Origin of the sequence: Bacillus sp. 103mf, assembly GCF_900116295.1 — a bacterium.
GTDB lineage: Bacteria > Bacillota > Bacilli > Bacillales > Bacillaceae_G > Bacillus_A > Bacillus_A bruguierae.
Map to the genome: position 1 here is coordinate 140,630 of NZ_FPAF01000004.1, position 23,365 is coordinate 163,994.

A 23,365-nucleotide genomic window follows, 5' to 3' on the forward strand; every position below is an offset into this window, starting at 1 on the left:
ATAAAGGTGTTGTGTATTGTTAGAAATATAGGCTGATAAGGCGAAAAACTAGATGAGGAGATAGTAAAATGTCCTACAAAAATGAAATTGATAAATTGCTATGTATGCTCGAGCGGTTAGAAACTCATGAGGTAGAAATATTAGATATTACAGAAGAAATGATGCCTGTTTATATATTTTCTAGAGATGAGTTTGAAGAAGGACAATTAGGTTATAGTGTAGGATTAGAGAATGAATCTCTTATTGGAAACGAAAAAGGAGATTGGAAAGAAAGCTGGTTTGTTATCGGATACGAGGAGTTAATGGGTGATCCATTTTTTGTTGATGTAAAAGATGTTAATTTCCCGGTGTATACAGCTGAACATGGAATGGGGGAGTGGGAGCCGCTTTTATATAGTAATTCACTAGAAGAATTTTTAGCTGAATTAACATATCGAGAGGAAGATTAATAATTATATAAATCCATTTTAATGTTCCAACACATATGTCACTGCTATACAAAACACAATATGCCCGCTACTGACTTGCTCCTTTTGTTTAAAACATGGCATGTGGCAGAAGGCCCTGACCACTTCTATGCACGGCCAGTCGCCCACGCCCTCCCATAAGAAGGAGAGCGGTTTTATATTTTGTATATATAAATGTTAGTAATAGTTTATCACTCGCTCCATAAGATTTCTTATCTCTTTAACGGGTGGTTTTTTATCGTATATATCAATATATGAAGAGTAATAATTTAAATTTCTAACAAGGCCTTTTCCGATTTTTTCTTTTAGGAAAGGGAATATTTGTCCAGTGTAGTCTTCGAGAGATTTACAATAGTATTTTTCATCCAAATAAATGCTATATTTACATGTTAGCTCTACTAGTGGGTTACCTTCAGAATCATATACATCTTTCGATTCAATAATGTCTATTAGTGCAAATCGATCATTAAGATAAACTTTTTTCTTCTTTTCAGGCTTATTAGAAAGAATAAAAGCGATACCTATTGCGTTAATCAATATGTTGCCTCCTATAAATATAAAGTGAAACTTCCATCAGTGGAGGGGCTTCATCCCCCACTGATGGTTAGTGGAACCAATCGGGCTTTTACGGGCAGCACATCTCCCAACTAATTCCTTTGCCTTTGCTGAATTTTGAGGTGGGGGTCTTACTGCCTATTAATACGGTATAAAAAAAGATACTAATAAAATATATCGATATATGTTAAATGTAAAGGGGTAAAGTGGATTTGGAGAAGAATCTGTTCATTATGTTGGAGAAGCAAATAGTATATACATGTAATTTGTTTTCAAAAATTATGTTTATTACTTAGATAGCAATGGAAATAATCATAGCAAATAGCGAATGATTATTTTGATATTAATCATTTTTTCATTAATGTTATTGCTAAAAGTGATTTTCTCTAGCTTTACATGAGTTGTTAATAATTATTCATAAGCATGCGAAGTGTTGGAGTGAAGTAGTGAGTACAATGACTTTTGACTAATGGTATAATATTAATAGATGAAAGACTAAGAAAAGCAGGTGAATCTTTTTTGTTTACAAAAGCACAAGAACTTTTAGCTTCTTATTTTGGCTACTCGTCATTCCGTAGAGGGCAGGATGAAACAATTAAAAATATATTGGATGGGAAAGATACCGTTTGCATTATGCCAACAGGCGGCGGGAAATCTTTATGCTATCAAATTCCAGCGTTAGTATTAGAGGGAACGACATTGGTTATTTCTCCACTTATTTCCCTTATGAAAGATCAAGTTGATACCTTAACACAAAATGGTATTCCAGCAACATATATTAACAGTTCTATTTCAATTACGGAAGCAAATCAGCGCATTCAGCTAGCGAAACAAGGACATTATAAATTGTTATATATTGCGCCGGAGCGCCTTGATTCGATTGATTTTGTTGATCAACTTATCGATATGAAAATCCCGTTAATTGCAATTGATGAAGCACACTGTATTTCACAGTGGGGACATGATTTTCGTCCGAGTTATTTACATATTCATCGTGTACTTGATTATCTTCCAGTTCAGCCAATCGTACTCGCATTGACGGCAACGGCAACGCCGCAAGTCCGACAAGATATTTGTAGTGCTTTAGACATAGCAGAACAGAATACAATTATGACAACTTTTGAACGAGAAAATTTATCGTTTTCTGTTGTGAAGGGACAGGACCGTGATGCTTTTTTATCAGGGTATATTCGCCAGAACAAAAAAGAAGCGGGAATTATTTATGCAGCAACGCGTAAAGTTGTCGATGGGCTGTATGAAAAATTAAATAAAGAAGACGTTTCTGTCGCACGTTATCATGCTGGTATGAATGATAACGACCGAAATGAACAGCAAGAACGTTTTTTACGAGACGAAGTAAATGTAATGATTGCGACATCTGCATTTGGGATGGGAATAGACAAGTCGAACATTCGATACGTGATTCATTATCAACTTCCAAAAAATATGGAAAGTTATTATCAAGAAGCAGGACGTGCTGGACGTGATGGGTTAGATAGTGAATGTATCTTGCTGTATTCACCGCAAGATGTGCAAGTACAGAGATATTTAATTGACCAGTCAACAGGAACGTCTCGATTTTCTAATGAACTAGAAAAATTGCAGCATATGACAGATTATTGCCATACAGAGAATTGTTTACAATCATTCATTCTACAATATTTTGGTGAAGAGCCAAAACAAGATTGTGGTCGCTGCGGCAATTGTACTGACGATCGAAATAGTGTCAATGTTACAAAAGAAGCACAAATGGTACTATCATGTATGATTCGAACAAATCAACGTTTCGGTAAGCAAATGATTGCACAAGTATTAACAGGATCAAAAAATAAAAAGGTAATGGAATTTAATTTTCATACATTACCAACGTACGGGCTTCTATCAAATCAAAGTGTAAAAGAGGTTAGTGAGTTCATTGAGTTTTTAATCTCAGAGGAACTTATTGCAGTTGAACATGGCACGTATCCGACATTAAAAGTAACAACAAAAGGAAAAGATGTTTTACTTGGGGACCAACTTATTTTCCAGAAAGAAAGAGTAGAAACAAAACAAATAGTGAAAGATCATCCATTATTCGAAGAGTTACGTCATGTGCGTAAAGAAATTGCCCAAGGAGAAGGGGTACCACCATTTGTTATTTTTTCTGACCAAACATTGCAAGATATGTGTGCAAAACTACCGAAAACACTAGAGGAAATGCTAGGAGTAAAAGGAATTGGGGATCATAAACTTGATAAATATGGAAATGTATTTTTACAAGTTATCACAAATTTTCTCGAACAGCATCCCGATATAGATGCGATGATTACAACCGAAGTTATAACAGAACGAAAGCAGTCAAAAAAGGCAATGAAAAATTCTCATCATGCTACATATGAAATGTATAAACAAGGGAAAGAACTTTCTCATATTGCCGATGCACGAGAACTGTCTTTGCAAACTGTAGAAAATCATTTAATTCGTTGTTTTGAGGAAGGAATGGAAGTAGATTGGTCAAGTTTTGTTCCGAAAGAATATGAGTCTATGATTGGGGCCGCTATAGAGCAAGCTGAGGGTGGATTGAAGGCCATTAAGGAACAACTTCCTGATTGTATTAGCTATTTTATGATTCGTGCTTACTTACAAATGAATAAATAGTAGTGTGCTAGTAAGGGCTAATAACATGTATGAAACCATTTTTCTTTACAAGTAATGATGGATTTGTAAAAAGTAGAATCAATATTTATTTTATGTGTCTTCTAATGTACCTAGATTTTTCATATATTAAGGAATGAAGGAAATTTGAAAGGGGAGTAAGGTATGGATAAACTAGTATTTAAACACCTTAAGATAACAAGAGGTTATTTTATTAAAAATGTGGAATCACTTTCGAAGGAAATAGTAAATGTGCAGCCAGACGGTTTTAACAACACGATCCAATGGCATATCGGCCATGTATTAACGGTTGCTGAACAGTTTATGCTTGGCTTTCCGCATAAAACGACCCATCTTCCCGCAAATTATATCGAATTATTTGGAAACGGCACAAAGCCGGCTGATTGGAAAGAAGATGTCCCTACCGTAGATAAACTCATTATAGAGTTGAAAGATCAGTTAGTTCGTCTTCAACAAATTCCTGCTGAACGGTTAAATGAAAAGCTGGAAAAACCACTTATGGGACTTGAAACCTTTGGAGAATTAGCAGGTCTTACATTAATGCATGAAGCAAATCATTTAGGACAAATTCAAGCGATGAAGCGCATCATTGAACAGACAGGAGTAAAGAATTAGTAAACTCCCGAAAAATAACTTAGTGACTTTCAAAAGGGGCTATTCTCAGAGAGATAGCTCCTTTTGATTATGGATTTTAGTTTGTTGAGACTGAAGAAGGGATGCCTAATGGGTACGGGTGTGTACCTTATTAGTCTTGGCTTAATGACCTGGATTCTTATAACTACAATCTTTTACGGGTTTAATAGCATGTCCATTTGAATCTGTACACCAAGATTGAGATTGGAATGCTAAAAATATTCCTACCCATCTATTCTCTTCTTCAAAGTGAATTAGAATGCCGCCATCTTGCCAGATTCCGTCGTCAGATTTCCATCTAGCGATATTCCCTTGATTCATATGAATGTCATGTATACCGCTACCAGGGACAAAATTAAAATATTTATCTGGCTCATTTTCCTCTGGTCCCCATGCTTCACCGAAAGCATATAAAGTTGCATTTTTGTTCATGGCTTCATCCATATAGCCTTCTATTTTTTCTTTTAAATCGTTATTAGCTCCTGGCTTATCATGAGGAAGAGGAATCATTTTCGTATGGTCAAATAACTTTCCTCTAACATAATCTAAAGCAATATCCCTATTGTCGCTAGTTATTGAAGTAAATCCAGAATTTAATTGTGGTAATTTTGTGATTTGTTCTGAGTTGAAATTCTCACTAGCAAAATAAAGAACTTCCGATGGACGGGATCCGGACTCAATGTTAACAGCAATTCTGTAATCATGTTTTTGGTCATCTTTAATATGAATTTCGAAATGTGGTTTTCCTGACTTGGCTATGTCCGTATCAACTACTTTTCCTTTTAAAACTGTATAATTTCTTAATGGCATATGTATATCCTCCAAATCGAATTATTTTGTAACATCAATAGAATTTGCAGTTAGTACAGTAATATTCAAAAAAAGCTCCTTTATATTCTGGTTTGTTTGCAAAAAAATAGCGCGTATAATACACGTGGTATAAAAAATGTTAACAAACTTGCTAATACCTATACAAAAAAGATATAAAATGTTGTTGATATATCACTTATAAATAGTATAGTTATTCGTTTTTCCTCTGAAAATTCCTTCTAAACACTTGACTTATAGGTTTCCTTTTTAATAAAATTAATCTTCGACTGAAAATTTCAACGAATGGGAGGGAATTACGAAGATGAAAGACATTTATGAACTAGAGTTAGAGAAATTAAATCATACGCTTTCGCAAATTAATCATCAATTGAATAAGCTAGAGAGTATCCCAGTTTATCATGGAGAAAATTTTACAGAACAAGTGCTTGAAACTATGCGAGAATCTAGTCGTCAAAAACTACGCATTGCCAACGAGGAACCTTATTTTGGACGATTGGATTTTCAGGAAGAAGGGCATGCACAGCCAGCGCCTATTTATATTGGTAAAGTTGGTGCTTCTGATGAAGAAACGCAGCAACCAATCGTTGTCGACTGGCGGGCGCCTGTTGCCAGTATGTTTTATTCATTTACAGGAGGAGAAGATGAAGCTTTTTATGATTCTCCAGAAGGAATCGTTGAAGGAATTGTTCACTTAAAACGCAATATTGCTGTTAGAAAGCAAACACTTGAACGTGTTGTAGATACATATGTAAGGGGAAGTGAGGATCTGTCACTAGCAGATGATTTTCTTCTCTATCGCTTAGGGGAAAATAAAGATAATAAATTAAAAGATATTGTTTCAACAATTCAAGCGGAACAAAATGATATTATCCGTGCTGAAAAAAATGTTCCTCTTATTATTCAAGGTGTTGCAGGTAGTGGAAAAACAACGATTGCTCTGCATCGTCTTGCTTTTTTAATTTATCAATACCATGAGCAGCTCAAGGCTGAGAAAATGATTGTTTTTGCACCTAACAGTATATTTCTCGATTATATTTCCAGTGTCTTACCAGAACTTGGTGTTGGTGATATTCATCAAACTACGTTTCAAGACTGGGCATTACATACTTTAGAAAATAGTATTTTTGTAAAGAATACTGATGCACAACTACAACAAGCATTCTCCATTCATAAAAACAAGCATGAGATTATGGCTGGTAAATTAAAAGGATCAATCGAGTTTCAACTCTTTATTAAGCAAAGTCTATCGTGCTATGAGAAAGACATAGTGCCAACGAAAGATTTTGAAGCTTGGGATGGTTCAGTATTACAAGGAAACGTAATTCAGCAATGGTTTGAAGCGGAATATAAACACTATCCAGTTGGAAAGCGAAGAGAGCGAATTGTAGCTCGTATGAAGCGTTGGATTGAGATGGAACTCAAGATGATTTCAGACACAAATAAAAAGAAACAACTGAAAAAACAAGCAACACAAAGACTGAATGGTTATTTAAAATGTTGGCCGAAGATGACCGCACTATCCTTTTACAGTATGCTAATGAAACAGGATGATATTTTAAGTATGTTGCCAGCTGAACTTGTCCAAGAAACAGCAAAAAACTGCCGAAAAAAAGAAGTGGCACTAGAAGATTTAGCACCGCTCATTTATATTCATCACTATATAGAGGGCATAAAACTTGGGCAAAAATTTCATCATGTCGTAATTGATGAAGCGCAAGATTTCTCACCATTTCAACTTTCCATTTTAAAAGAAATAACACTTGGTAATTCGTTTACTATTTTAGGTGATTTATCACAAGCTATCCATGAGTATCAAGGTATCGATGATTGGAAACAGTTTCAAGATGTATTTAATCAAAATGCACAGTACTATGAATTAACAAGAAGTTATCGCTCAACAAAAGAAATTATTTATTTTGCAAATGAAGTGATTCAAACAGCAAATATTCCAGTAGATCTTGCTAATCCTGTGTTTCGCAGCGGTGAAAGTGTAAAAGTCGTCTCAACAAAAGATCAATTTCAATCTATTTTATCTACTATAAAAACTATGCAAGAACAAAATGTAAAAACGATTGCGATTATCGGACGAACAGAGGAAGAATGCCGTGAGATATATGGAAAACTCATAGAAGCTGGTATTTCTACAAATATAATAGAAGCTAATCAAAGCAAATATGAAGGTGGTATTTCAGTCGTTCCTGTTTATTTAGCAAAAGGATTAGAATTCGACGCAGTACTACTTATCGATGTAGATGCAACTCACTATAAACAAACAAAACAAGATGCCAAATTGTTATATGTCGGATGTACTCGCTCCCTACATGACTTATGGATTTTTTATTCAGGAATATGTTCACCTTTAATTCAACAAATTCCAAAAGAGTTATACGAAGAAAGGATAGATGTTTAATTAAGAAGGAAATGAATTTAGAAGCTATAACTCTAAAAGCATGTTATGTACAATGTTACTTTTAGAGTTATAGCTATATACATACAAATTAAAAAGCCGACATAAAAACCCGCTTTCTTTTTAGGCGGGCGAGAGCATTTGGCCATGCATGGAAGCGGTCAGGGCTTTTTTCTGCCACATGCAAAGTTTAAAACAAAAGGAGAAAACAAGTAGCGATTACGTTGGATTCTGCGTAGCAGCGATTTATATGCCGAAAAATTAAAATGGATATATTTTTTTCGTGAGTTGTTTCTTCTGAGAATGAAGTTTATAATGCGTTTACTATATAAATACAAATTGAAAAAATGGCATAAAAACCCCTTTCTTTTTTTATGTGGACGAGAGCATCTGGTCGTGCATAGAAGCGGTCAGGTCCTTTTCCTGCCACATGCAAGGTTTAAAACAAAGGGAGAAAGCAAGTAGTGGTCATATTGTATTCTGCATAGTAGCGACTTACATATTGAAAAATTATATAGTTAATCTTCAACTGGTCTTGGTCCAGCGTTCATTCCTGATGTCTCTACTGTTAAAATAGGACGCACTGTCATATCTGCATTTACGTATACTTGACATGAGAGACGTAAATGATCTTCTACACCTTTTTCAGCACATGCAGACTTTTCAATCTTATCAGGTTCACAAAAGTCACCTTCTAAAATTTCCACACGGCAAGTTGTACATTTTACTTTCCCGCCGCAGCGATGAAGAATGTTCACACCATTATCTTCTAGCGCCAATACTAATTTTGTTCCTGCTTCCACTTCAAAAGTTCCTTTTCCTGGAACGGTTATTTTTGGCATTTTACACTCTCCTTATATAAAATATGAATAACATAATTATCACCTTACCCTGTAAAAGGTAAACATAAGAGCAGCAATATTTCCTAGATGAAAAACTTATTAAAAAAATTCATAACTCCCGTAACTTTTTTCTTTATTTAATCGTTTATTAAATAAGCGCGCTTAAAAGGAGTGATCACTTTGAATACGAAAAGAACGATGATTTTACAACCTAATTCAGAAATTCAACAATCAAATAGATCTATTATTATTAAACATTATGCGGAACTAAAGCGTTATTGTACATTTTTAACGAAAAACATATGGGACGGAGAAGATCTCGCGCAAGAAACGATTTGTAAAGTGTTAAAAAAATATACGGATACGGAATGGAAGCAAAGCATTTGTTTAACGTTGCTGTACAAAGTAGCTCGCAATCAATGGCTGGATCAAATGCGGACAAAAGCATATGAAAAAGAAAGTAATAAAGAAGCTTCTTATGAACCACATGAAAACGTTGCTGAATTATATGCTTTAATCGAAACGATGCTATCTTGTTTAAATGAAATGCAAACTGTTATTTTCTTATTAAAGGATGTGTTTGAATATAGCTTAGCTGATATCGCGGCCATTACTTCTATGTCAGAAGGAGCAGTAAAAGCTTCCTTGTTTCGAACACGTAACAAACTGAAAACGATCAAAGAAGAGGAACGTCTTGTATCTTCAAAAGATATGGAAGAAGAAACTGAAATACTCGTAAAAGCAATTCGGCAACAAAGGCCAGAGCTATTAGTAAAACTCATACCAACACTGCAATTTTCAAAAATTTCACTACAACAACCGTTACTTTTATTACACAAAAGATCTTCTTATAACTGTTTCTCATGTGCTGCTTAAACTAAAATGGTGGAGGGATTTTTCATGAATGCGATTCCTTATGTGATAGAACAAACGAAACTTGGAGAACGTTCGTATGATATTTATTCTAGGTTACTAAAGGATAGAATTATTATGATTGGTCAAGAGATTAATGATCAAGTTGCTAGTAGTGTTGTGGCACAATTATTATTCCTAACGGCAGAAGATGCAGAGAAGGATATATCTATTTATATTAACAGTCCTGGTGGTTCAACTTCTGCGGGTTTTGCCATTTTAGATACGATAAATTATATTAAGCCGGATGTGCAAACCATTTGCATTGGTTTAGCAGCTTCGTTCGGAGCGTTATTGTTATTATCGGGAGCAGAAGGGAAACGCTTCGCTTTGCCAAATAGCGAAATTATGATTCACCAGCCACTCGGCGGAACGCAAGGGCAAGCAACTGAAATTGAAATTTCTGCAAGACGGATTTTGAAATTAAAAGAACATATCAATCAAATTATTGCCGATAAAACAGGACAGCCAGTTGAGAAAGTAGCAAACGATACAGAACGGGATTATTTTATGAGCGCAGAAGAGGCGAAAGCATATGGCATTGTAGATGGGATTATCGGTTAAAGCTGAAGAGAGGTTATTGAACCATATTGTTCAATAACCTCTTTTTTAGAATGAAAAACAATTGAATTTTCTCAATTTATGGAATAAGATGAAAATATTATATATTTCTTCGTATTAATATATAAAATACATATTATTTAAGGGGTCTACAATGCAAAGAAAAAGACTAAGAGATTTAGATATTAATATCGGAAAATTAAAACCAGGAACATGTAATGCGATTACAGATGTAGAGGGTGTAATCGTCGGTCACAAAACGATTTTAGATAAGGATGTTTGTTCCGGACTTACCGTTATTCTACCTAACAACGGAAATCTAGCTGGATCGCATTTTCCAGCAGGCTTTTTTTCTTTTAATGGAACGGGTGAATTCACAGGAAGTCATTGGATTGATGAAACAGGTACTTTAGTAACACCGATTGTTTTTACTGGTAGTCATTTACTTGGATTAGCACATCATTTTCTTTCACGTGCTACAAGAAGAATCGAAAATTTAGAACCTTTCTCAAATGGAATAGTAGCAGAGACGTGGGATGGATGGTTAAGTGATTTAGAAAAAACATCCATGACATATGAAGATTTAGAAGAAGCGATCTTCCATGCCAAATCTGGTGTAATCGAAGAAGGAAATGTCGGCGGCGGTACAGGAATGATTTGTTTTGAATTTAAAGGCGGTATCGGTACTTCTTCTCGCATTATTGAATGTGAATCAGGGACTTATACAGTTGGGGCCCTTGTACAAACCAATTTTGGTAGAAGAGAAGATTTTATTATGAATCATAAACCTGTTGGCAGTATCTTAAATGAAACGGAAGTACCATTACCATGGAGTACCCCGGAAAATGCTGGATCTCTTCTCGTTACAGTAGCAACGGATGCGCCGTTATTACCTTCACAATGTGAAAGAATATCAAAAAGAGCATCGCTAGCAATGGCTAAATTAGGTGGTATTGGAGAAGAAGGGAGCGGAGACTTCTTCCTGACTTTTTCAACTGGGAATTGCTATTCTTACGATAATGAAACACCTTATCCTATCAATATGTTTCCATCAGAACAGTTAGATTTTATTTTTGAAGCAGCGATTGAATCTGTTCAAGAAGCAATTGTTAATTCTATGTGTATGGCAGAAACTATAACAGGACAAAAAGGGAGAAAAGTACATGAACTGCCGTTAGAGCGATTGGTAGAAATCTTAAAATCTTAAATTGGCAATGTATTATCACCGACAAGGGGGACTTTATGTTTTATAGACGAAAGTTTTATATTGTAAAAAGCGAGTTTGTCGAGATTTTTAACAGGCATTTTAATGAAACCAATTTACCGAATCAACTGAAATATGGTTCACGGCTAGTAGGTCGATGGATGAAGGATAATGGAAATGATACCGTTGAAATTTTTGCTATATGGGAATATGACAGTTACGAGGATTATGTAGCAATTGAATCCAAAGTTAAAATCGATCAGGCTCATCTGAAACGAATTCATGACTGGTACGAAAAAAACGGTGGAAGAGAGCATGTGTTGAATGAATTTATACTGGAAATGAGAAACGAGGCTTTAGAATCAACTGTAATGGACGATGAGTGACATATAAACAAGGATGTATACGTTTTTCGATTTTAAGAATTGGAGGGGCATGTATGTTTTCTCATGATCAAAACTGCTTTATTTGTCAGAAACATGAAGGAAATATATCCGTACCAGGCGGTGTCATTTACGAAGATGACTTTGTCTATGTTGGACATGTTTATTGGGAGGAAGAGGAAACATATTTAGGCTATTTAATGATCGATACGAAAAGACATACACCGGGATTAGCCGAATTAAGCGAAAAAGAAGCGCAGGCATTTGGGCTCATTGTTAGCAGAGTGAGTCGTGCCTTAAAAGAATGCGAAGGTGCAGAACATATTTATGCATTTGTATCTGGAAATGGTGTACCGCATATGCATATGCATCTTATTCCGCGATATCCGAACACTCCGAAAGAATTTTGGTCTCCAACAAAAGTTGCAACTTGGCCAGGGGCGCCTCTAGGAAGAGAAAAAGAAATCGAACAATTATGTGAAAGGATTAAAATGTATTTGGTGAATGAATATGAATATAATGGATAAACCTCAGCAGTTTTCATGGGTAGGGAATAAAGAGATGTGTATCGATCAAATAAAAATTGATCAATGCAGCAATGTAATCATCGGGAGATATGGCGGAAACAAAACCGCTGGTGCTAAAAAGAACGAAGACGGAGCATTAGTATGGGCACATAACGACTGGGAACTCGCTATGATTTTAGATGCTCATTATAGCGCGGAAAGTACAGCATTATTAGTACAAACGATGCAAAATGAGTTTCCTAATCTAAAAGTCTTGTTAGACGAACCGATAGAAACAGTATTTAAATCTGTGGAAAGACATATATTATCTGTTTTTCAATCTGAATCATTTCAACAATCTTGTCAGCGTATAAAAGGAGAGACGGCTTGTTTAATTTGTGTACGAAAAGCAAATTATCTCTGGTGGTTATCCGTTGGGGATTGTTTAGTATATCTTTTGCATGATGAATTACATAAATTAGGTCAGTACACTCTGAATCAACGAAACTTCTATGAATGGGTTGGCTTTATCAATACATTTTCGTTACCAGTTCCTTGTTATTCATCTGGAGTTCGAGAGTTGCGAACAGGACATAACCGTATTGTAATGGTAACAGATGGTCTATTAGAATGCGGGGAACAATATTACGAAAAACCATTTAATTTATATACTGATCTCTATGCAAATAAAGAGAATATCCAGCTAACCGAGTGTATTGAAAAAGCATTACAGCATGTACATCACCAGCATGGAAGGGATAGTGCGACTATTATTAGCTGGGATTATATGAATTCTTTGCCATCTACTTATCCAAGCGATCAAATATTTCAAAAGTAAAGCTTAATTCTTATAAAGAAGGGGAGTAACATGGATTTAGAAATAGTTTTTGAAGAATTTCCGATTTTGGAATCTACGAATTTAGTATTAAAGAAGATTGAAGATGTTCATTTACAGGACGTATATGCAATCTATAGTAACGATAAAGTATTTGAATACTGCGGAATTATCCCGAAACATAATATGAAGACGGTAAGTAAGATGATTCAACACTTTGAGAGAGACTATAACAAACAGAGTAGAATTAAGTGGGGGATTTTCCAAAAGAATAAAAGCGATACATTAGTTGGGATTATTGAAGCGATGGATTTTAATCGAAAGGTAAATATGGTCACAATCGGATACTTTTTAGCTGAAGAATACTGGGGGAAAGGAATTGCATCTGAAGCCGTTCATACAGTTGTAAAGTTTTTATTCGAGGATGTCCATATAAATAGAATTCAAGCTGAAGTTATGCCAGCAAATGACATATCAAAAAAGGTACTTTTAAAGAACGGATTTATAAAGGAAGGATTATTAAGACAAGCTACTTTATGGTCTGGGAAGGGAATTGTTGATTTAGAAATATATAGTGTTCTGCAAGAAGATTATATATGATATATAAATCCAAATTAAAAACCTGATATAAACCCCTTTTCTTTTTAGATGGTCGAGAGCATCTGGCCATGCGTAGAAGCGGTCAGGGCCTTTTCCTGCCACGCGCAAAGTTTGAAAACAAAGAAAGATAGCAAGGTGCAGTGCCATTTTTATCTTCATAGTAGCAATCTATATGATGAAAAATGAAAATAACTTTCTATAGGTAATAAGAAGCGTATTTTCGCTGGAATCATATTCCTTACCAAACTTCTAAATGAAATGTATGGCTGAGTAGTTACGCCAAATTTATAATACCTCGGCAAAACAAGAAAAAGATCTTCGTTAATGAAGATCTTTTTCCACATTAAATAACAACAATATAAAATTACCCACCACTAGTAGTTAAGTGTAATGATCCCGTATTATAAATTACCGTTTAATCTTTAATTTTCCACCTACATATCATATGAAGTCGCCCTTCTTTTAATTCTGCTTGAAGAGACCCACCCATTTTTAGCATTAGAGTTTTCGTAATAGATAAACCTAATCCCGTCCCTTTTTCATATCTAAAGATTCTCTCTTTCAACCTTTATGATGTTAAATCTTTTTCCATTTGCTAAATAAACCTCTGCAACTATATGTTGTCTCCTGATAATCGCATCACTTAAATAAATAAATTTTCTTTCGCCACTTCCTTCACATCCGGATTTTCTTTTACATATTCTTCTCATACCTAACTTTGGATTTATGAAATATGACACCTAAGAAAATGCAGAAAAGTAAAAAACACCCTCTTACAGATATACTACCGAAGAGGGTGTTTTTTATCAAACTTTATTTCAAAGCTACATGAAACAAACAGCAAACCTAAAAATAATCTTATCCTCAGGGTAAAAATTATATTCTATTCCATTAACGTAACTACTCAGTCACTCTATGAAAACCGATAGAAAAGCATTTTTTTAAGTGGTCAAGAGGGACTGGCCATGTATAGTAGCGGTCAGTGTCTTTTCCTGCCACGCGCAAAGTTTGAAAACAAAGAAAGATAGCAAGGCGTAGGTCCATTTTTATCTTCATGGCAGCAATTATAGGTAAGCGTATTTTCGCTGGAATTATACTCTTTACCAAACTTCTAAATGAAATGTATGGCTGAGTAGTTACCTATTAACTTAATAACGATAATAATAAGAAACAGTCATCATTTATTCTCAGTGTTCGTAATAAAATGATACAAGAACATTCGTGTTAACGGGAGGAAGAAGAATGCACCAAAACGATCGGAAAAAGAAATGGAACGACTTTTCCAAAACAATTCCGCATTCTCTTTTAGATGTAAAAAATGAACTAAAGAAAAAATGCGAACAAAAACAACTTCCCGTTAAAACATGGAAGTTAACAGAACAAGAAACAATGCTAATTCATAAAATTAAAGAACAAACAAGTGGGCACAACAAAAATAATGTGACGCGAACACATGCTTATTATCGTTTTTACCGCCGATACCCAGAAATACAATGGGCATTACTTGGGCATATGGTATCGCGTAATGGTGGTTGGAATATGACCGATTTAAGAGGGGAGTTATATACTAGACTATTGTCAGAAAAAGATCAATTCACCTTCTTTTCTTTTTTAGAACGAGGGAACTGGTTAATCTTCCAGGATGTATATCCGCAATTTTTGTTGTACGAACAAAGTGTAAAAAGATCAAAAAATTTGTTCTATCTTCTACCTTTTTTTCATGTATCAACGTTTATGGAAACGATATGGAACTATTTTTGGAGCACAGGTGACCGCTATACATTAGCCATTGCCACCGTTATTAATGAACAAAGCTATTTAGAAAAAAGGGTTATTCAAAATGAATATTTTAAAAAAACTGTACTGAATAGTATTGCATTCAAACTTTACGATTTTTTTCGCTTTAATCATATTCTTCTTCCATTCTATAAAGATGAGACTAAACAAAAAACATTGCTATTCGGTGAGACGATGAAACATTTTACTTCCCTCCATGAACGAATTCTACTCGGAAAACGATTATACTCACTATTATTTCGCCGCGAGAACATCTTACAAAGGGTAATAAACTGGACTCATGATCATCCACATACTGGTTCAAGAAAAGACTACTGGCCGCATTTGTTTTATGATGTAAACGAATCATTTTCCCGTGCATTTTATGAACGCCGTATAAAAAACTGTAAATTAAGAAAAGGTGCGAATCGCTTATATAGCCCGCGATTAATATACGCATGGAAAGACCGTAATCATGAAGAAGCGGAAAGTCAAGACTGGTTTGAAGATTGGCGCATTATGGATTATTTAATCGATAAGGGAGAAAGTACAGATGGAAAGATTTATAACGAATACTGCAAAACGCTTGAAAAAATTGAGCTTGCCATCTTGGTCAAAAAAAATGTCTTGCTCCGAGAAGAAGCAGAGGAAGAATAACTATAAAGCTATTGTAGCCACGATCCTTCTTTCTTGTTTAATCGGAACATATTTAGACTTATTGTTTGTCAGTAAACAAATGTACGCCTTTCCCATGAGGCCATTCCCGCATATATTTACAATTAATATCGCATTTACGTTATTCATATTACCTATTTCCACTGCTCTTTTTGTGTGGATTATGAAAATGTTACCTACATTTTCAAAAATCATATTTATCATTTTGATTGGACTTTGTATGAGTATTTCTGAACGATTTGCGGAACAGCTAGGATGGTTCACTCATAACGAATCATGGCATCATTTTTATTCCATTTTTGGATACATGATTTTCCTGCTTTTTATATGGAAGTTCTATCGTTGGTTTCAATAAGATTTAATTTAACGGATTATACAAAGGCGAAAAGGAATAAGTTATTTAGATAAGGAATATTAAGGAGAGGGACGATAAGGGGGCGATTGTATAGCTAATCATGTAGAAAGTCTATATAACTATCATGTATGGGCAAATCAACGGATTTTTAATCATCTTAAGACACTTTCTCCTGAGAAATATCAAGAAGAAATAAAAAGTGTCTTTTCCTCTATCTCAAAGGTTTTGTCTCATATCTATTTGTCAGAATATCTATGGCTTAATATCCTTGAAGGTCATAGTATGAATGAGGCGATGCAATTATCACTTCAACTTCAAGAAAAGATTGAGAAACTATCCATCGAAGATTTAGAAACAGAATTTCACACTTTAACAACTCGTTTTATTTCCTTTTTGAACAGACAGGAAGATATAGAAAAGAGAATTATGCTGGATAATCCATATGCAAGAGTAAGAGAAACAAGTCTATCTGAAATGGTCTTACACGTTGTGAATCATGGAACCTATCATAGGGGGAATATTTCAGCTATGTTGCATCAGTTGGATGCTTCTTCCGTTATGACTGATTATGCTTTTTATTGGTATTCAGAAGATGCTATTCATCAAAAATAGGCTTTGTTAAGTAGTATTGTTGTTTTTCAGGTATAAAATACGGGAACGTCCGATTTGGACGTTCCCTTCTTATTCCATTAAAGCCCCCTGTAATGGAACTGTAAAGCTTTTTAAAAGCTGCGTTTCCCTGCCCAAGCTCCTTGCATTTTACTTAGGAATACAATTTGCCCAATATGATATGCGTCGTGCAATGCTAAACTCTTCAGTTCAAGCACTAATGATCTTTCTCCAGGGATGTGTCTATACAAATCTTCATGTTCTGATTTTGCTAGTATTTTTTCAAGTTCACGATGAACATAAAAGTATTCTTGTTTTGTTTTCTTCCAATTTTGAAACGTCTCAGTTGGTAATCGAAATGTAGATTCATTATCTTCTGCCTGGGGTTCATTCGCTGTTTCACCAAGAAATCGCATCAGAAGTCTCTTTTTATAGAAAAGTAAATGACAAACTAATTCCCAAATGGAATTCATTTTCCCCTCAACTGGCTTCCGAATTGCCTGTTCAAAAGTAATCTCCTCTAGCACTTTTTCAAGTGGTGGAAACCAGTCTTCTTCATCTAAGCAGCTTGCCCATTGTTGTAACAAAAGTGTCTTTACATCCATTTTCTATTCCCTCCAATTTAATCCCTTTACTAGATAATCCCTTTGGTCAAAATTCATATGCGTCGTGTTGTAGATAGCTCACTAATTAAGGTGTCATGCCAATTCCTTGTTCAATTAAACTGACCCTTTAACGGAACAATGAACGTTTTGTTATTTTGAAAATTCTGATAATGTCAGTTTATCATAAGTTGTGTTAACTGAGAAAGAACAACTGTCTAAAACCATTTTAGTTATCGTAAAGTTATCTTTTATATGTTTGATGGTGTCTTTATTATGGAGATCTTTTTGAATACTTAAATGCTTAAATTGCCGGTTTGAAACAAAGATGCACCGTTTGTAAGAAAGTCGTCCCGTTTATAAAAAAGATGAACTGAAATAATTTATCTAAGTGGCGAAGGGATTTCATCTTTTTTATTTAACCGTTACTCCTTCTACCACTAATAACAGGGTTATTGATGTAGTCTGCCATATCTAAAAATCCAAATGGTATTTATTGTATTTTTTGAACGGTTGTGCTAAAATATAACCATGAGTATAAAAAATAAAACAAACGAGCAAAAAGAAATGTCATTTATCGGAAAAGCCCGTAGAGCTCAAATTGTGGAATGTGTGATTGAGACAATCACTGAAGTTGGTTATGCACAAGCTTCTTTGGGACAAATTGCTAAACGCGCAAAAATAAGTAAGGGGGTTATTTCTTATTACTTTACAAACAAAGAAGAACTTCTCGAGCAAGTTGTAACTGATTACTATATAGCTTGCCAGTCCTTTATTTGGCCGCAAATCGAAGCTCAAACGTCCCCAAAAGGAATGCTTCAAACGTATATTGAATCCAATCTGAAATTTATAGATGAAAATCGAAAGCATGTATTCGCTGTTATAGAAATTGTTTCGAATGAAAGAACAGATGAAGGGAAACTTCGGTTTGCAGCGAAACATGATGATACTATTTTTCTTCCCATTGAAAATATTCTACGTTTAGGTATGCAAGAAGGAGTATTTCGAGAGTTTTTCGCAATGTCCTTAAGGGTAATGGCGTTAACAATCAGGCATGCTATCGACGGGTTTAGCCTGGAGCTAATGAGAAACCCGGATCTTAATGTTAAAGATTACACTAAAGAACTTATCACGATCTTTGAGCGGGCAACTCAAAAGTAACGTATCACCCTAAAGGGGGAAGTACATGATATTTTATGAGGTTATTTGTTTTTGTTGTAAAAATGTATTTCGGGTATATGAAGGAACTAAAAAATATAAGCAATTCAAAAAAAATCCGAAAGGGAAATATTGCTGTGACGAATGTAGTCATAAAATACAACTTGAAGCAATAAAACATTTTTTTAGATAGTGGTAATATTTACCAGTTCTCACCATAGATTGCCATCAACTTAAGAAAACAGATTGACCCTTATAAGAAAAATTGAGTCAGAACGCTCATATAAAGATATGATTTTAGCTCTGGAGAAAATGGATGAAACAGATGTTCAATCATTAATTCGATACGGAAGAAATAAAATGAAATGTAAAAACTTGTTGTTTTCATACAATTTTTTATATTATGAATAAGGGCGCCGCAAAAATAAAAAAGAGGTGTCAAAATGTATGGAATCATAAATTATGAGGTGTTTTTAGTCACGGGAATTCTTTTAAATTTAATACCTGGTGCAGACACAATGTATATAGTAGGGAGAAGTATTTCACAAGGTAGAAAAGCTGGTGTTTATTCTGTTTTTGGTATTATTACTGGTTCCCTCGTTCATACATTATTAGTTGCTTTCGGCTTATCAATCATACTTACAAAATCTATTATTCTATTTAATACGATTAAAATTATTGGTGTGATCTATTTAGTCTATTTAGGAATTAGAATGATGATTGATAAAACAAATGTCAATTTTCAAGCTAGTGCACCTAACAAACTGAACCTTAGAAAAATATATGTACAAGGACTTTTAACAAGTATTACGAATCCAAAAGTTGCTTTATTTTTCATTGCATTTCTCCCGCAATTCATAGATACAAAGGTTTCTAGTCCTGTATCCTTTATCATTTTAGGACTTACATTTACAATTACTGGATTATTTTGGTGTCTATTTATTGCTTATTTTTCTTCCCATGTTACAAAAAAACTAAGAGGAAATGAAAAAGTGGGAATGGTGCTAAATAAAATAACAGGAATAATTTTTATCGGTATGGGGTTGAAGTTGCTTCAAGCAAAAGCTCCTCAATAAACCTGAACTTTAAAGAAATGCCCCCTTGTAGGAGAAAGAAAAAGCCTCTTTAGTTGAACTTTAAAGAGGCTTTTTCTTTGAAGATATTGTAACTAAAACATTTATTTTACTACTTCTTAAGTATAATAATCATACATTTTATACCTAAGTATTGGATTTTATAACTTAACTCGCTCTACAAGATTTTGAATTTGTTCTTTCGCATTATCCTTATATACGCCTCCGTGATAACAAATGACTGATTCAATATCAAAATCTAAATATTTCTCTAAAGAAGCAAGGGCTGTATTCATGTCTAACGTTGTTCTCTGAACAGGTCCTTGTAAAGAACCATCTACACATATCATCGCATCACCGGCAACAAGGGTTTTGCTTTTCTTTACATACAGGCTAACATGTCCCGGAGTATGTCCGGGTGTATGAATCACTTGAATACCTCCGCAATACGGAAGTTCTTGTCCGTTTTCTAAAATCTGATTTACATTACATTTAGGAGGGTTCGTATATAACAATTGCATTTCTTTCGGAAGCGATGCCCATGCTTCTTTGTTCATACGTTCAGGATCTGTTTTTATAAGTGGGAATTTCCCCTCGATATATGGTTTATCAAGCTCGTGTGCATACACATTGATTTGATTAGTGGCTGCTTGTAGTAGTTCTGGAAGGCTTCCGATATGGTCAATATCTTGATGTGATACAATGACTGCCTTTAATTTTTCAATAGGAACCCCTAGATCATTCATCGCAGTACGTATTTGTTCCAATTGACCAGGCATACCAGAATCAATCAAAACAGCTTCTTCATCATCCCAGATAAGCGTTGGATGTAAGGTGAAACCTTGTATGTTTAATTCAAGTGCAGCAACTCCATTTGAAATCTTCATTGATTAAGCCCTCCTTAGTAGGTGTGTTTGTATAGTAGTTAACTACTACATAGGTTAATTTATCACGCCTCGTGACATTAATCAATGTATAAATTTTAATCATAACACAATCAAAAACTTTTGTCAAGTTTTTGATTGTGTTATGATTAAGTTTAAATAAAGAGGATTTCCAAACCATATATAGAATATGAAAAAGATATTTTCATACAAGGAGATGTTCACATGGATCTTATATCAAACGTTAAAGGGATTGTTTTAGACTTAGATGGTACGTTATTAAACTCACAAAAAGAAGTGTCGAAAAGAAACTTACAAGCTATCCTCGCATGTTATAGAAAAGGAATAACTGTTATTTTTGCGACTGCAAGACCCCCGCGTTCAGTAAAAGCCTTTCTTCCTCAGGAACTTCAAGACATGGCAGCGATTGTGTATTATAACGGCGCCTTAATCATCGATAATACATCAGAGTACAGACAACATTATCCAGTTGAATCAGCTATTACAGATGAAATTTTTGAATATGTAATTACTCATCATTCAGATGCTTGTCTTTCTATCGAATCTGAAGATACATGGTATAGCAACAAGACGCTAGATTATAGTAAAGCTATGAATGCAATTGTAAATCCAATTGTAGTTTCGTTAGATGAATTGAAAGAAATTAAGGCTTCAAAATTATTAATCACACAATATCCGTATTACGAGAAATTACAAAAGCAATTTGAACATAAGGTAAACACTGTATGTACCGATTCGGGAACTTTAATTCAAATTATGGCCAAAGGTGTTTCTAAGAAACAAGCCGTAATGGATCTTTGCATTCAAAGTCAAATACCTATGAACAATATAATGGCATTTGGTGATGATTGGAACGATTTAGATCTTTTTCATGCGTGCGGTTTTCCGGTCGCTATGGAAAATGCAATACAAGAATTAAAAGAAGTGGCATATGTCGTTACGAGATCCAATGATGAAGATGGTGTAGCGGAAGTGTTAGAGAAGTTAATTTGTACTGTTAGTAAGGGTTAAAAATGTATTGGAAGAAGGGAATTAGCAAGTGTGGAAAAGAGAATTGAACAAATAATAGAGTTTTTACGGATAATAGATCAGTTCAAATCGATTGAAAGAAAAACAAAAGTTTCTCATACTAATCGTCATGAAAATGATGCAGAACATACATGGCATATGTGTATGTTTGCTCTTTTATTACATAAAGAAATAGAAGAGGAGATTAATTTTGAACGAATTTTAAAATTAATATTAATACACGATCTTGGTGAAATATATGCTGGTGACACTTATGCGCATGATTCTTTTGCTCGAATAAATAAGAAAGAACGAGAAACGGAAGCGATCCAAAAGTTGTTAAATGAGTTGCCAAATGATCTAAAAGTTGAATTTCACGAACTTTGGAATGAATACGAAGCAAACGAAACGCAGGAAGCACAGTTTGTTCAAGCGATAGATAAAATGCAGGCATTTACACAAAACGTACATACAAACGGGGAGGTATGGAAGGAAAATAAGGTAACCTCTAATAAAATCATTAAATTTAATGAGAATTGGACAAAACAAAATAAGACATTTGAAGATTTGTTTGGTTATCTTTGGAAAGTTGCTGAGAGTAAAAAAATGTTTTATACAAAAAAAGAGGATTGAGTCTTTTGAATAAAACTATTGGTGTAATGCTTATTTAATATTATAGAGCACTTTTAAAAATTTTGTTCTATGTAAAACAAAAATTAAGAGGATTTGATTCAAAAGAAATCTAGCTGTCTTTTGAATCAAATCCTTCTTATATGTTCACTGATATATCGGCGATTTTTCAAATATATCGACCATTTTTCTCAATATATCAGCGACTTTTTCGATATATCGGCGATTCGACAGAAGATAAAGACACTTCGACAACGTTCGACATTCCAAAGGTACCAGTAGGAGCTGACAGTAGTCCATTTTCGAGTCAGTTCTCTTATTTTTTCACACTATTTAAAACGCCTTAAAACAAGAAATTCCCACCATTTCCACGGTAGTATGTTCTTTATGAGCATCATTAATTTTACACCTTTTCCAATTGGATAACGTAAAGTTGGATGCTGTGATTGTGCAATACTTACTATTTTCTCGGCAACATCTTGCGGGTCTCCAAAACTCTCATTCCCGTTTTGAATATGTTGTTCAATTTTTTTCATGTAATCTTTATAAGATGAATGAGATTCGGAAGAGGTTTCCGCAAGTTTTTGTCCGATTTCCCATATGTTTGTGTTATATGATCCTGGCTCAATTAATGAAACATCGATTCCGAATGGTTTAACTTCTAGACGAAGGGACTCACTCCAGCCTTCAAGGGCATATTTAGATGCAACGTAAGGGGAGAGGCCGGGGAATCCAATTTTTCCGCTGATGCTACTAACATTAATGATTTTTCCATGTTTTTGTTTTCTCATTATTGGAAGAATAGCTTGTGTTACGGAGATGGCCCCGAATACGTTTGTCTCAAATTGTTTCTGATACTCTTCAAGTGGAATTTCCTCGACAAACCCACCGCTTGCATAGCCAGCATTATTCACAAGTATATCTATTCGTTCAAGAGTGTTTATAAAAGATGTAAAATTCTCAATAGACTTTCGGGAAGTGACATCAAGTTGTTGAATTTTTATATTACTCTCTATATGTAACGTCGCTGCCTGTTCAAGCAATTTTGTTTGTTTTTTAACATTCCGCATCGTAGCGATGACAAGATAGCCTTTTTTAGCAAACTCTAATGATGTAAGAAGCCCAAATCCGCTTGATGAACCTGTGATAATCGCAATTTTTTCTGTCATTTGTTTCTCACTTT

General features: G+C 34.5%; 25 protein-coding genes. 19 read left to right on the forward strand and 6 right to left on the reverse strand.

Annotated elements, in window-relative coordinates:
* Nucleotides 1-68: 68 nt before the first annotated feature.
* Nucleotides 69-449 (forward strand): hypothetical protein, encoded by a 381-nt coding sequence (locus BM350_RS12675; RefSeq protein ID WP_090914764.1) that lies wholly within the window; start codon nucleotides 69-71, stop codon nucleotides 447-449.
* 195 nt (nucleotides 450-644) lie between these two features.
* Here the strand turns inward: BM350_RS12675 and BM350_RS12680 are convergent, their stop codons facing one another.
* Nucleotides 645-1,004 (reverse strand): cytoplasmic protein, encoded by a 360-nt coding sequence (locus BM350_RS12680; RefSeq protein WP_090914762.1) that lies wholly within the window; start codon nucleotides 1,002-1,004, stop codon nucleotides 645-647.
* Nucleotides 1,005-1,541: 537 nt separating this feature from the next.
* Between BM350_RS12680 and recQ the strand changes: the two genes are divergently transcribed.
* Together recQ and BM350_RS12690 are read left to right on the forward strand one after the other, a co-directional pair.
* On the forward strand, nucleotides 1,542-3,659 hold the full coding sequence (gene recQ / locus BM350_RS12685; RefSeq protein ID WP_090914760.1) for a DNA helicase RecQ: 2,118 nt from the start codon (nucleotides 1,542-1,544) through the stop codon (nucleotides 3,657-3,659).
* A gap of 162 nt (nucleotides 3,660-3,821) precedes the next feature.
* Nucleotides 3,822-4,292, forward strand: a complete 471-nt coding sequence (locus BM350_RS12690) for a DinB family protein (RefSeq protein ID WP_090914758.1) — start codon at nucleotides 3,822-3,824, stop codon at nucleotides 4,290-4,292.
* Nucleotides 4,293-4,433: 141 nt separating this feature from the next.
* On the opposite strand, the gene BM350_RS12695 is transcribed toward BM350_RS12690, so the two are convergent.
* Nucleotides 4,434-5,120 carry a YukJ family protein gene (locus BM350_RS12695; protein WP_090914756.1) on the reverse strand — a complete coding sequence of 229 codons (687 nt, stop codon included), beginning with the start codon at nucleotides 5,118-5,120 and terminating at the stop codon, nucleotides 4,434-4,436.
* A 322-nt stretch (nucleotides 5,121-5,442) separates the two neighbouring features.
* Here BM350_RS12695 and BM350_RS12700 point away from each other — a divergent pair, with 322 nt between their 5' ends.
* Nucleotides 5,443-7,551 (forward strand): HelD family protein, encoded by a 2,109-nt coding sequence (locus tag BM350_RS12700; protein WP_090914754.1) that lies wholly within the window; start codon nucleotides 5,443-5,445, stop codon nucleotides 7,549-7,551.
* A gap of 515 nt (nucleotides 7,552-8,066) precedes the next feature.
* Here the strand turns inward: BM350_RS12700 and BM350_RS12705 are convergent.
* Complete coding sequence (locus BM350_RS12705; RefSeq protein WP_090914752.1) at nucleotides 8,067-8,390, reverse strand: 2Fe-2S iron-sulfur cluster-binding protein; 324 nt, start codon at nucleotides 8,388-8,390, stop codon at nucleotides 8,067-8,069.
* Between the two features lie 180 nt (nucleotides 8,391-8,570).
* On the opposite strand from BM350_RS12705, the gene BM350_RS12710 reads away from it, so the two are divergent.
* The 10 genes from BM350_RS12710 (at nucleotide 8,571) to BM350_RS12770 (ending at nucleotide 16,809) form a co-directional block, all read left to right on the forward strand.
* Complete coding sequence (locus BM350_RS12710) at nucleotides 8,571-9,266, forward strand: RNA polymerase subunit sigma-70 (RefSeq protein ID WP_090914750.1); 696 nt, start codon at nucleotides 8,571-8,573, stop codon at nucleotides 9,264-9,266.
* A 24-nt stretch (nucleotides 9,267-9,290) separates the two neighbouring features.
* Complete coding sequence (clpP, locus tag BM350_RS12715; protein WP_090914748.1) at nucleotides 9,291-9,866, forward strand: ATP-dependent Clp endopeptidase proteolytic subunit ClpP; 576 nt, start codon at nucleotides 9,291-9,293, stop codon at nucleotides 9,864-9,866.
* Nucleotides 9,867-10,017: 151 nt separating this feature from the next.
* Nucleotides 10,018-11,070 carry a P1 family peptidase gene (locus BM350_RS12720; RefSeq protein WP_090914746.1) on the forward strand — a complete coding sequence of 351 codons (1,053 nt, stop codon included), beginning with the start codon at nucleotides 10,018-10,020 and terminating at the stop codon, nucleotides 11,068-11,070.
* Nucleotides 11,071-11,105: 35 nt separating this feature from the next.
* The gene (locus BM350_RS12725) at nucleotides 11,106-11,453 is read left to right on the forward strand and encodes an NIPSNAP family protein (protein WP_090914744.1); all 348 of its coding nucleotides are present in this window, start codon (nucleotides 11,106-11,108) and stop codon (nucleotides 11,451-11,453) included.
* A 53-nt stretch (nucleotides 11,454-11,506) separates the two neighbouring features.
* Nucleotides 11,507-11,977 carry an HIT family protein gene (locus BM350_RS12730; protein ID WP_090914743.1) on the forward strand — a complete coding sequence of 157 codons (471 nt, stop codon included), beginning with the start codon at nucleotides 11,507-11,509 and terminating at the stop codon, nucleotides 11,975-11,977.
* A complete protein-coding gene (locus BM350_RS12735) occupies nucleotides 11,955-12,794 on the forward strand; it encodes a PP2C family serine/threonine-protein phosphatase (protein WP_090914741.1) in 840 nt (279 codons plus the stop codon). The genes BM350_RS12730 and BM350_RS12735 overlap by 23 nt, the downstream gene beginning before the upstream one ends.
* Before the next feature lie 30 nt (nucleotides 12,795-12,824).
* Nucleotides 12,825-13,391: a GNAT family N-acetyltransferase gene (locus BM350_RS12740; RefSeq protein ID WP_090914739.1), complete on the forward strand. Its 567-nt coding sequence runs from the start codon at nucleotides 12,825-12,827 to the stop codon at nucleotides 13,389-13,391.
* Between the two features lie 1,242 nt (nucleotides 13,392-14,633).
* Nucleotides 14,634-15,824, forward strand: coding sequence for a DUF2515 domain-containing protein (locus tag BM350_RS12760; RefSeq protein ID WP_090914733.1), 1,191 nt, complete (start codon nucleotides 14,634-14,636; stop codon nucleotides 15,822-15,824).
* Nucleotides 15,790-16,197 carry a CBO0543 family protein gene (locus BM350_RS27535; RefSeq protein ID WP_090914731.1) on the forward strand — a complete coding sequence of 136 codons (408 nt, stop codon included), beginning with the start codon at nucleotides 15,790-15,792 and terminating at the stop codon, nucleotides 16,195-16,197. The genes BM350_RS12760 and BM350_RS27535 overlap by 35 nt, the downstream gene beginning before the upstream one ends.
* Before the next feature lie 90 nt (nucleotides 16,198-16,287).
* Nucleotides 16,288-16,809: a DinB family protein gene (locus BM350_RS12770; RefSeq protein ID WP_090914729.1), complete on the forward strand. Its 522-nt coding sequence runs from the start codon at nucleotides 16,288-16,290 to the stop codon at nucleotides 16,807-16,809.
* A 110-nt stretch (nucleotides 16,810-16,919) separates the two neighbouring features.
* Here BM350_RS12770 and BM350_RS12775 read toward each other — a convergent pair whose 3' ends face one another.
* Nucleotides 16,920-17,411 carry a DinB family protein gene (locus BM350_RS12775; protein WP_090914727.1) on the reverse strand — a complete coding sequence of 164 codons (492 nt, stop codon included), beginning with the start codon at nucleotides 17,409-17,411 and terminating at the stop codon, nucleotides 16,920-16,922.
* A gap of 528 nt (nucleotides 17,412-17,939) precedes the next feature.
* On the opposite strand from BM350_RS12775, the gene BM350_RS12780 reads away from it, so the two are divergent.
* The 3 genes from BM350_RS12780 to BM350_RS12790 all read left to right on the forward strand — a co-directional run bounded on the left by BM350_RS12780 (nucleotide 17,940) and on the right by BM350_RS12790 (nucleotide 19,642).
* Nucleotides 17,940-18,569 carry a TetR/AcrR family transcriptional regulator gene (locus BM350_RS12780; protein ID WP_090914725.1) on the forward strand — a complete coding sequence of 210 codons (630 nt, stop codon included), beginning with the start codon at nucleotides 17,940-17,942 and terminating at the stop codon, nucleotides 18,567-18,569.
* Between the two features lie 25 nt (nucleotides 18,570-18,594).
* Entirely contained in the window at nucleotides 18,595-18,759 is a 165-nt protein-coding gene (locus tag BM350_RS12785) for a DUF2197 domain-containing protein (RefSeq protein ID WP_090914723.1), read from the forward strand.
* Between the two features lie 250 nt (nucleotides 18,760-19,009).
* Entirely contained in the window at nucleotides 19,010-19,642 is a 633-nt protein-coding gene (locus tag BM350_RS12790; RefSeq protein WP_090914721.1) for a LysE family translocator, read from the forward strand.
* 158 nt (nucleotides 19,643-19,800) lie between these two features.
* Here the strand turns inward: BM350_RS12790 and BM350_RS12795 are convergent, their stop codons facing one another.
* Nucleotides 19,801-20,526: an MBL fold metallo-hydrolase gene (locus BM350_RS12795; RefSeq protein ID WP_090914719.1), complete on the reverse strand. Its 726-nt coding sequence runs from the start codon at nucleotides 20,524-20,526 to the stop codon at nucleotides 19,801-19,803.
* Between the two features lie 222 nt (nucleotides 20,527-20,748).
* On the opposite strand from BM350_RS12795, the gene BM350_RS12800 reads away from it, so the two are divergent.
* Nucleotides 20,749-21,555 carry an HAD family hydrolase gene (locus BM350_RS12800; RefSeq protein ID WP_090914716.1) on the forward strand — a complete coding sequence of 269 codons (807 nt, stop codon included), beginning with the start codon at nucleotides 20,749-20,751 and terminating at the stop codon, nucleotides 21,553-21,555.
* A 30-nt stretch (nucleotides 21,556-21,585) separates the two neighbouring features.
* Entirely contained in the window at nucleotides 21,586-22,185 is a 600-nt protein-coding gene (locus BM350_RS12805; RefSeq protein ID WP_170857701.1) for an HD domain-containing protein, read from the forward strand.
* A gap of 326 nt (nucleotides 22,186-22,511) precedes the next feature.
* Here the strand turns inward: BM350_RS12805 and BM350_RS12810 are convergent, their stop codons facing one another.
* Nucleotides 22,512-23,351, reverse strand: a complete 840-nt coding sequence (locus BM350_RS12810; protein WP_090914713.1) for an oxidoreductase — start codon at nucleotides 23,349-23,351, stop codon at nucleotides 22,512-22,514.
* Nucleotides 23,352-23,365 lie beyond the last annotated feature (14 nt).

Bases quoted from the DNA above. Each gene is read 5' to 3' on its own strand.
- BM350_RS12675 (WP_090914764.1), top strand. From the start codon at position 69: ATGTCCTACAAAAATGAAATTGATAAATTGCTATGTATGCTCGAGCGG.
- BM350_RS12690 (WP_090914758.1), top strand. From the start codon at position 3,822: ATGGATAAACTAGTATTTAAACACCTTAAGATAACAAGAGGTTATTTT.
- BM350_RS12695 (WP_090914756.1), bottom strand. From the start codon at position 5,120: ATGCCATTAAGAAATTATACAGTTTTAAAAGGAAAAGTAGTTGATACG.
- BM350_RS12700 (WP_090914754.1), top strand. From the start codon at position 5,443: ATGAAAGACATTTATGAACTAGAGTTAGAGAAATTAAATCATACGCTT.
- BM350_RS12705 (WP_090914752.1), bottom strand. From the start codon at position 8,390: ATGCCAAAAATAACCGTTCCAGGAAAAGGAACTTTTGAAGTGGAAGCA.
- clpP (WP_090914748.1), top strand. From the start codon at position 9,291: ATGAATGCGATTCCTTATGTGATAGAACAAACGAAACTTGGAGAACGT.
- BM350_RS12720 (WP_090914746.1), top strand. From the start codon at position 10,018: ATGCAAAGAAAAAGACTAAGAGATTTAGATATTAATATCGGAAAATTA.
- BM350_RS12725 (WP_090914744.1), top strand. From the start codon at position 11,106: ATGTTTTATAGACGAAAGTTTTATATTGTAAAAAGCGAGTTTGTCGAG.
- BM350_RS12730 (WP_090914743.1), top strand. From the start codon at position 11,507: ATGTTTTCTCATGATCAAAACTGCTTTATTTGTCAGAAACATGAAGGA.
- BM350_RS12735 (WP_090914741.1), top strand. From the start codon at position 11,955: ATGAATATGAATATAATGGATAAACCTCAGCAGTTTTCATGGGTAGGG.
- BM350_RS12740 (WP_090914739.1), top strand. From the start codon at position 12,825: ATGGATTTAGAAATAGTTTTTGAAGAATTTCCGATTTTGGAATCTACG.
- BM350_RS12760 (WP_090914733.1), top strand. From the start codon at position 14,634: ATGCACCAAAACGATCGGAAAAAGAAATGGAACGACTTTTCCAAAACA.
- BM350_RS27535 (WP_090914731.1), top strand. From the start codon at position 15,790: ATGTCTTGCTCCGAGAAGAAGCAGAGGAAGAATAACTATAAAGCTATT.
- BM350_RS12775 (WP_090914727.1), bottom strand. From the start codon at position 17,411: ATGGATGTAAAGACACTTTTGTTACAACAATGGGCAAGCTGCTTAGAT.
- BM350_RS12780 (WP_090914725.1), top strand. From the start codon at position 17,940: ATGAGTATAAAAAATAAAACAAACGAGCAAAAAGAAATGTCATTTATC.
- BM350_RS12785 (WP_090914723.1), top strand. From the start codon at position 18,595: ATGATATTTTATGAGGTTATTTGTTTTTGTTGTAAAAATGTATTTCGG.
- BM350_RS12790 (WP_090914721.1), top strand. From the start codon at position 19,010: ATGTATGGAATCATAAATTATGAGGTGTTTTTAGTCACGGGAATTCTT.
- BM350_RS12795 (WP_090914719.1), bottom strand. From the start codon at position 20,526: ATGAAGATTTCAAATGGAGTTGCTGCACTTGAATTAAACATACAAGGT.
- BM350_RS12800 (WP_090914716.1), top strand. From the start codon at position 20,749: ATGGATCTTATATCAAACGTTAAAGGGATTGTTTTAGACTTAGATGGT.
- BM350_RS12810 (WP_090914713.1), bottom strand. From the start codon at position 23,351: ATGACAGAAAAAATTGCGATTATCACAGGTTCATCAAGCGGATTTGGG.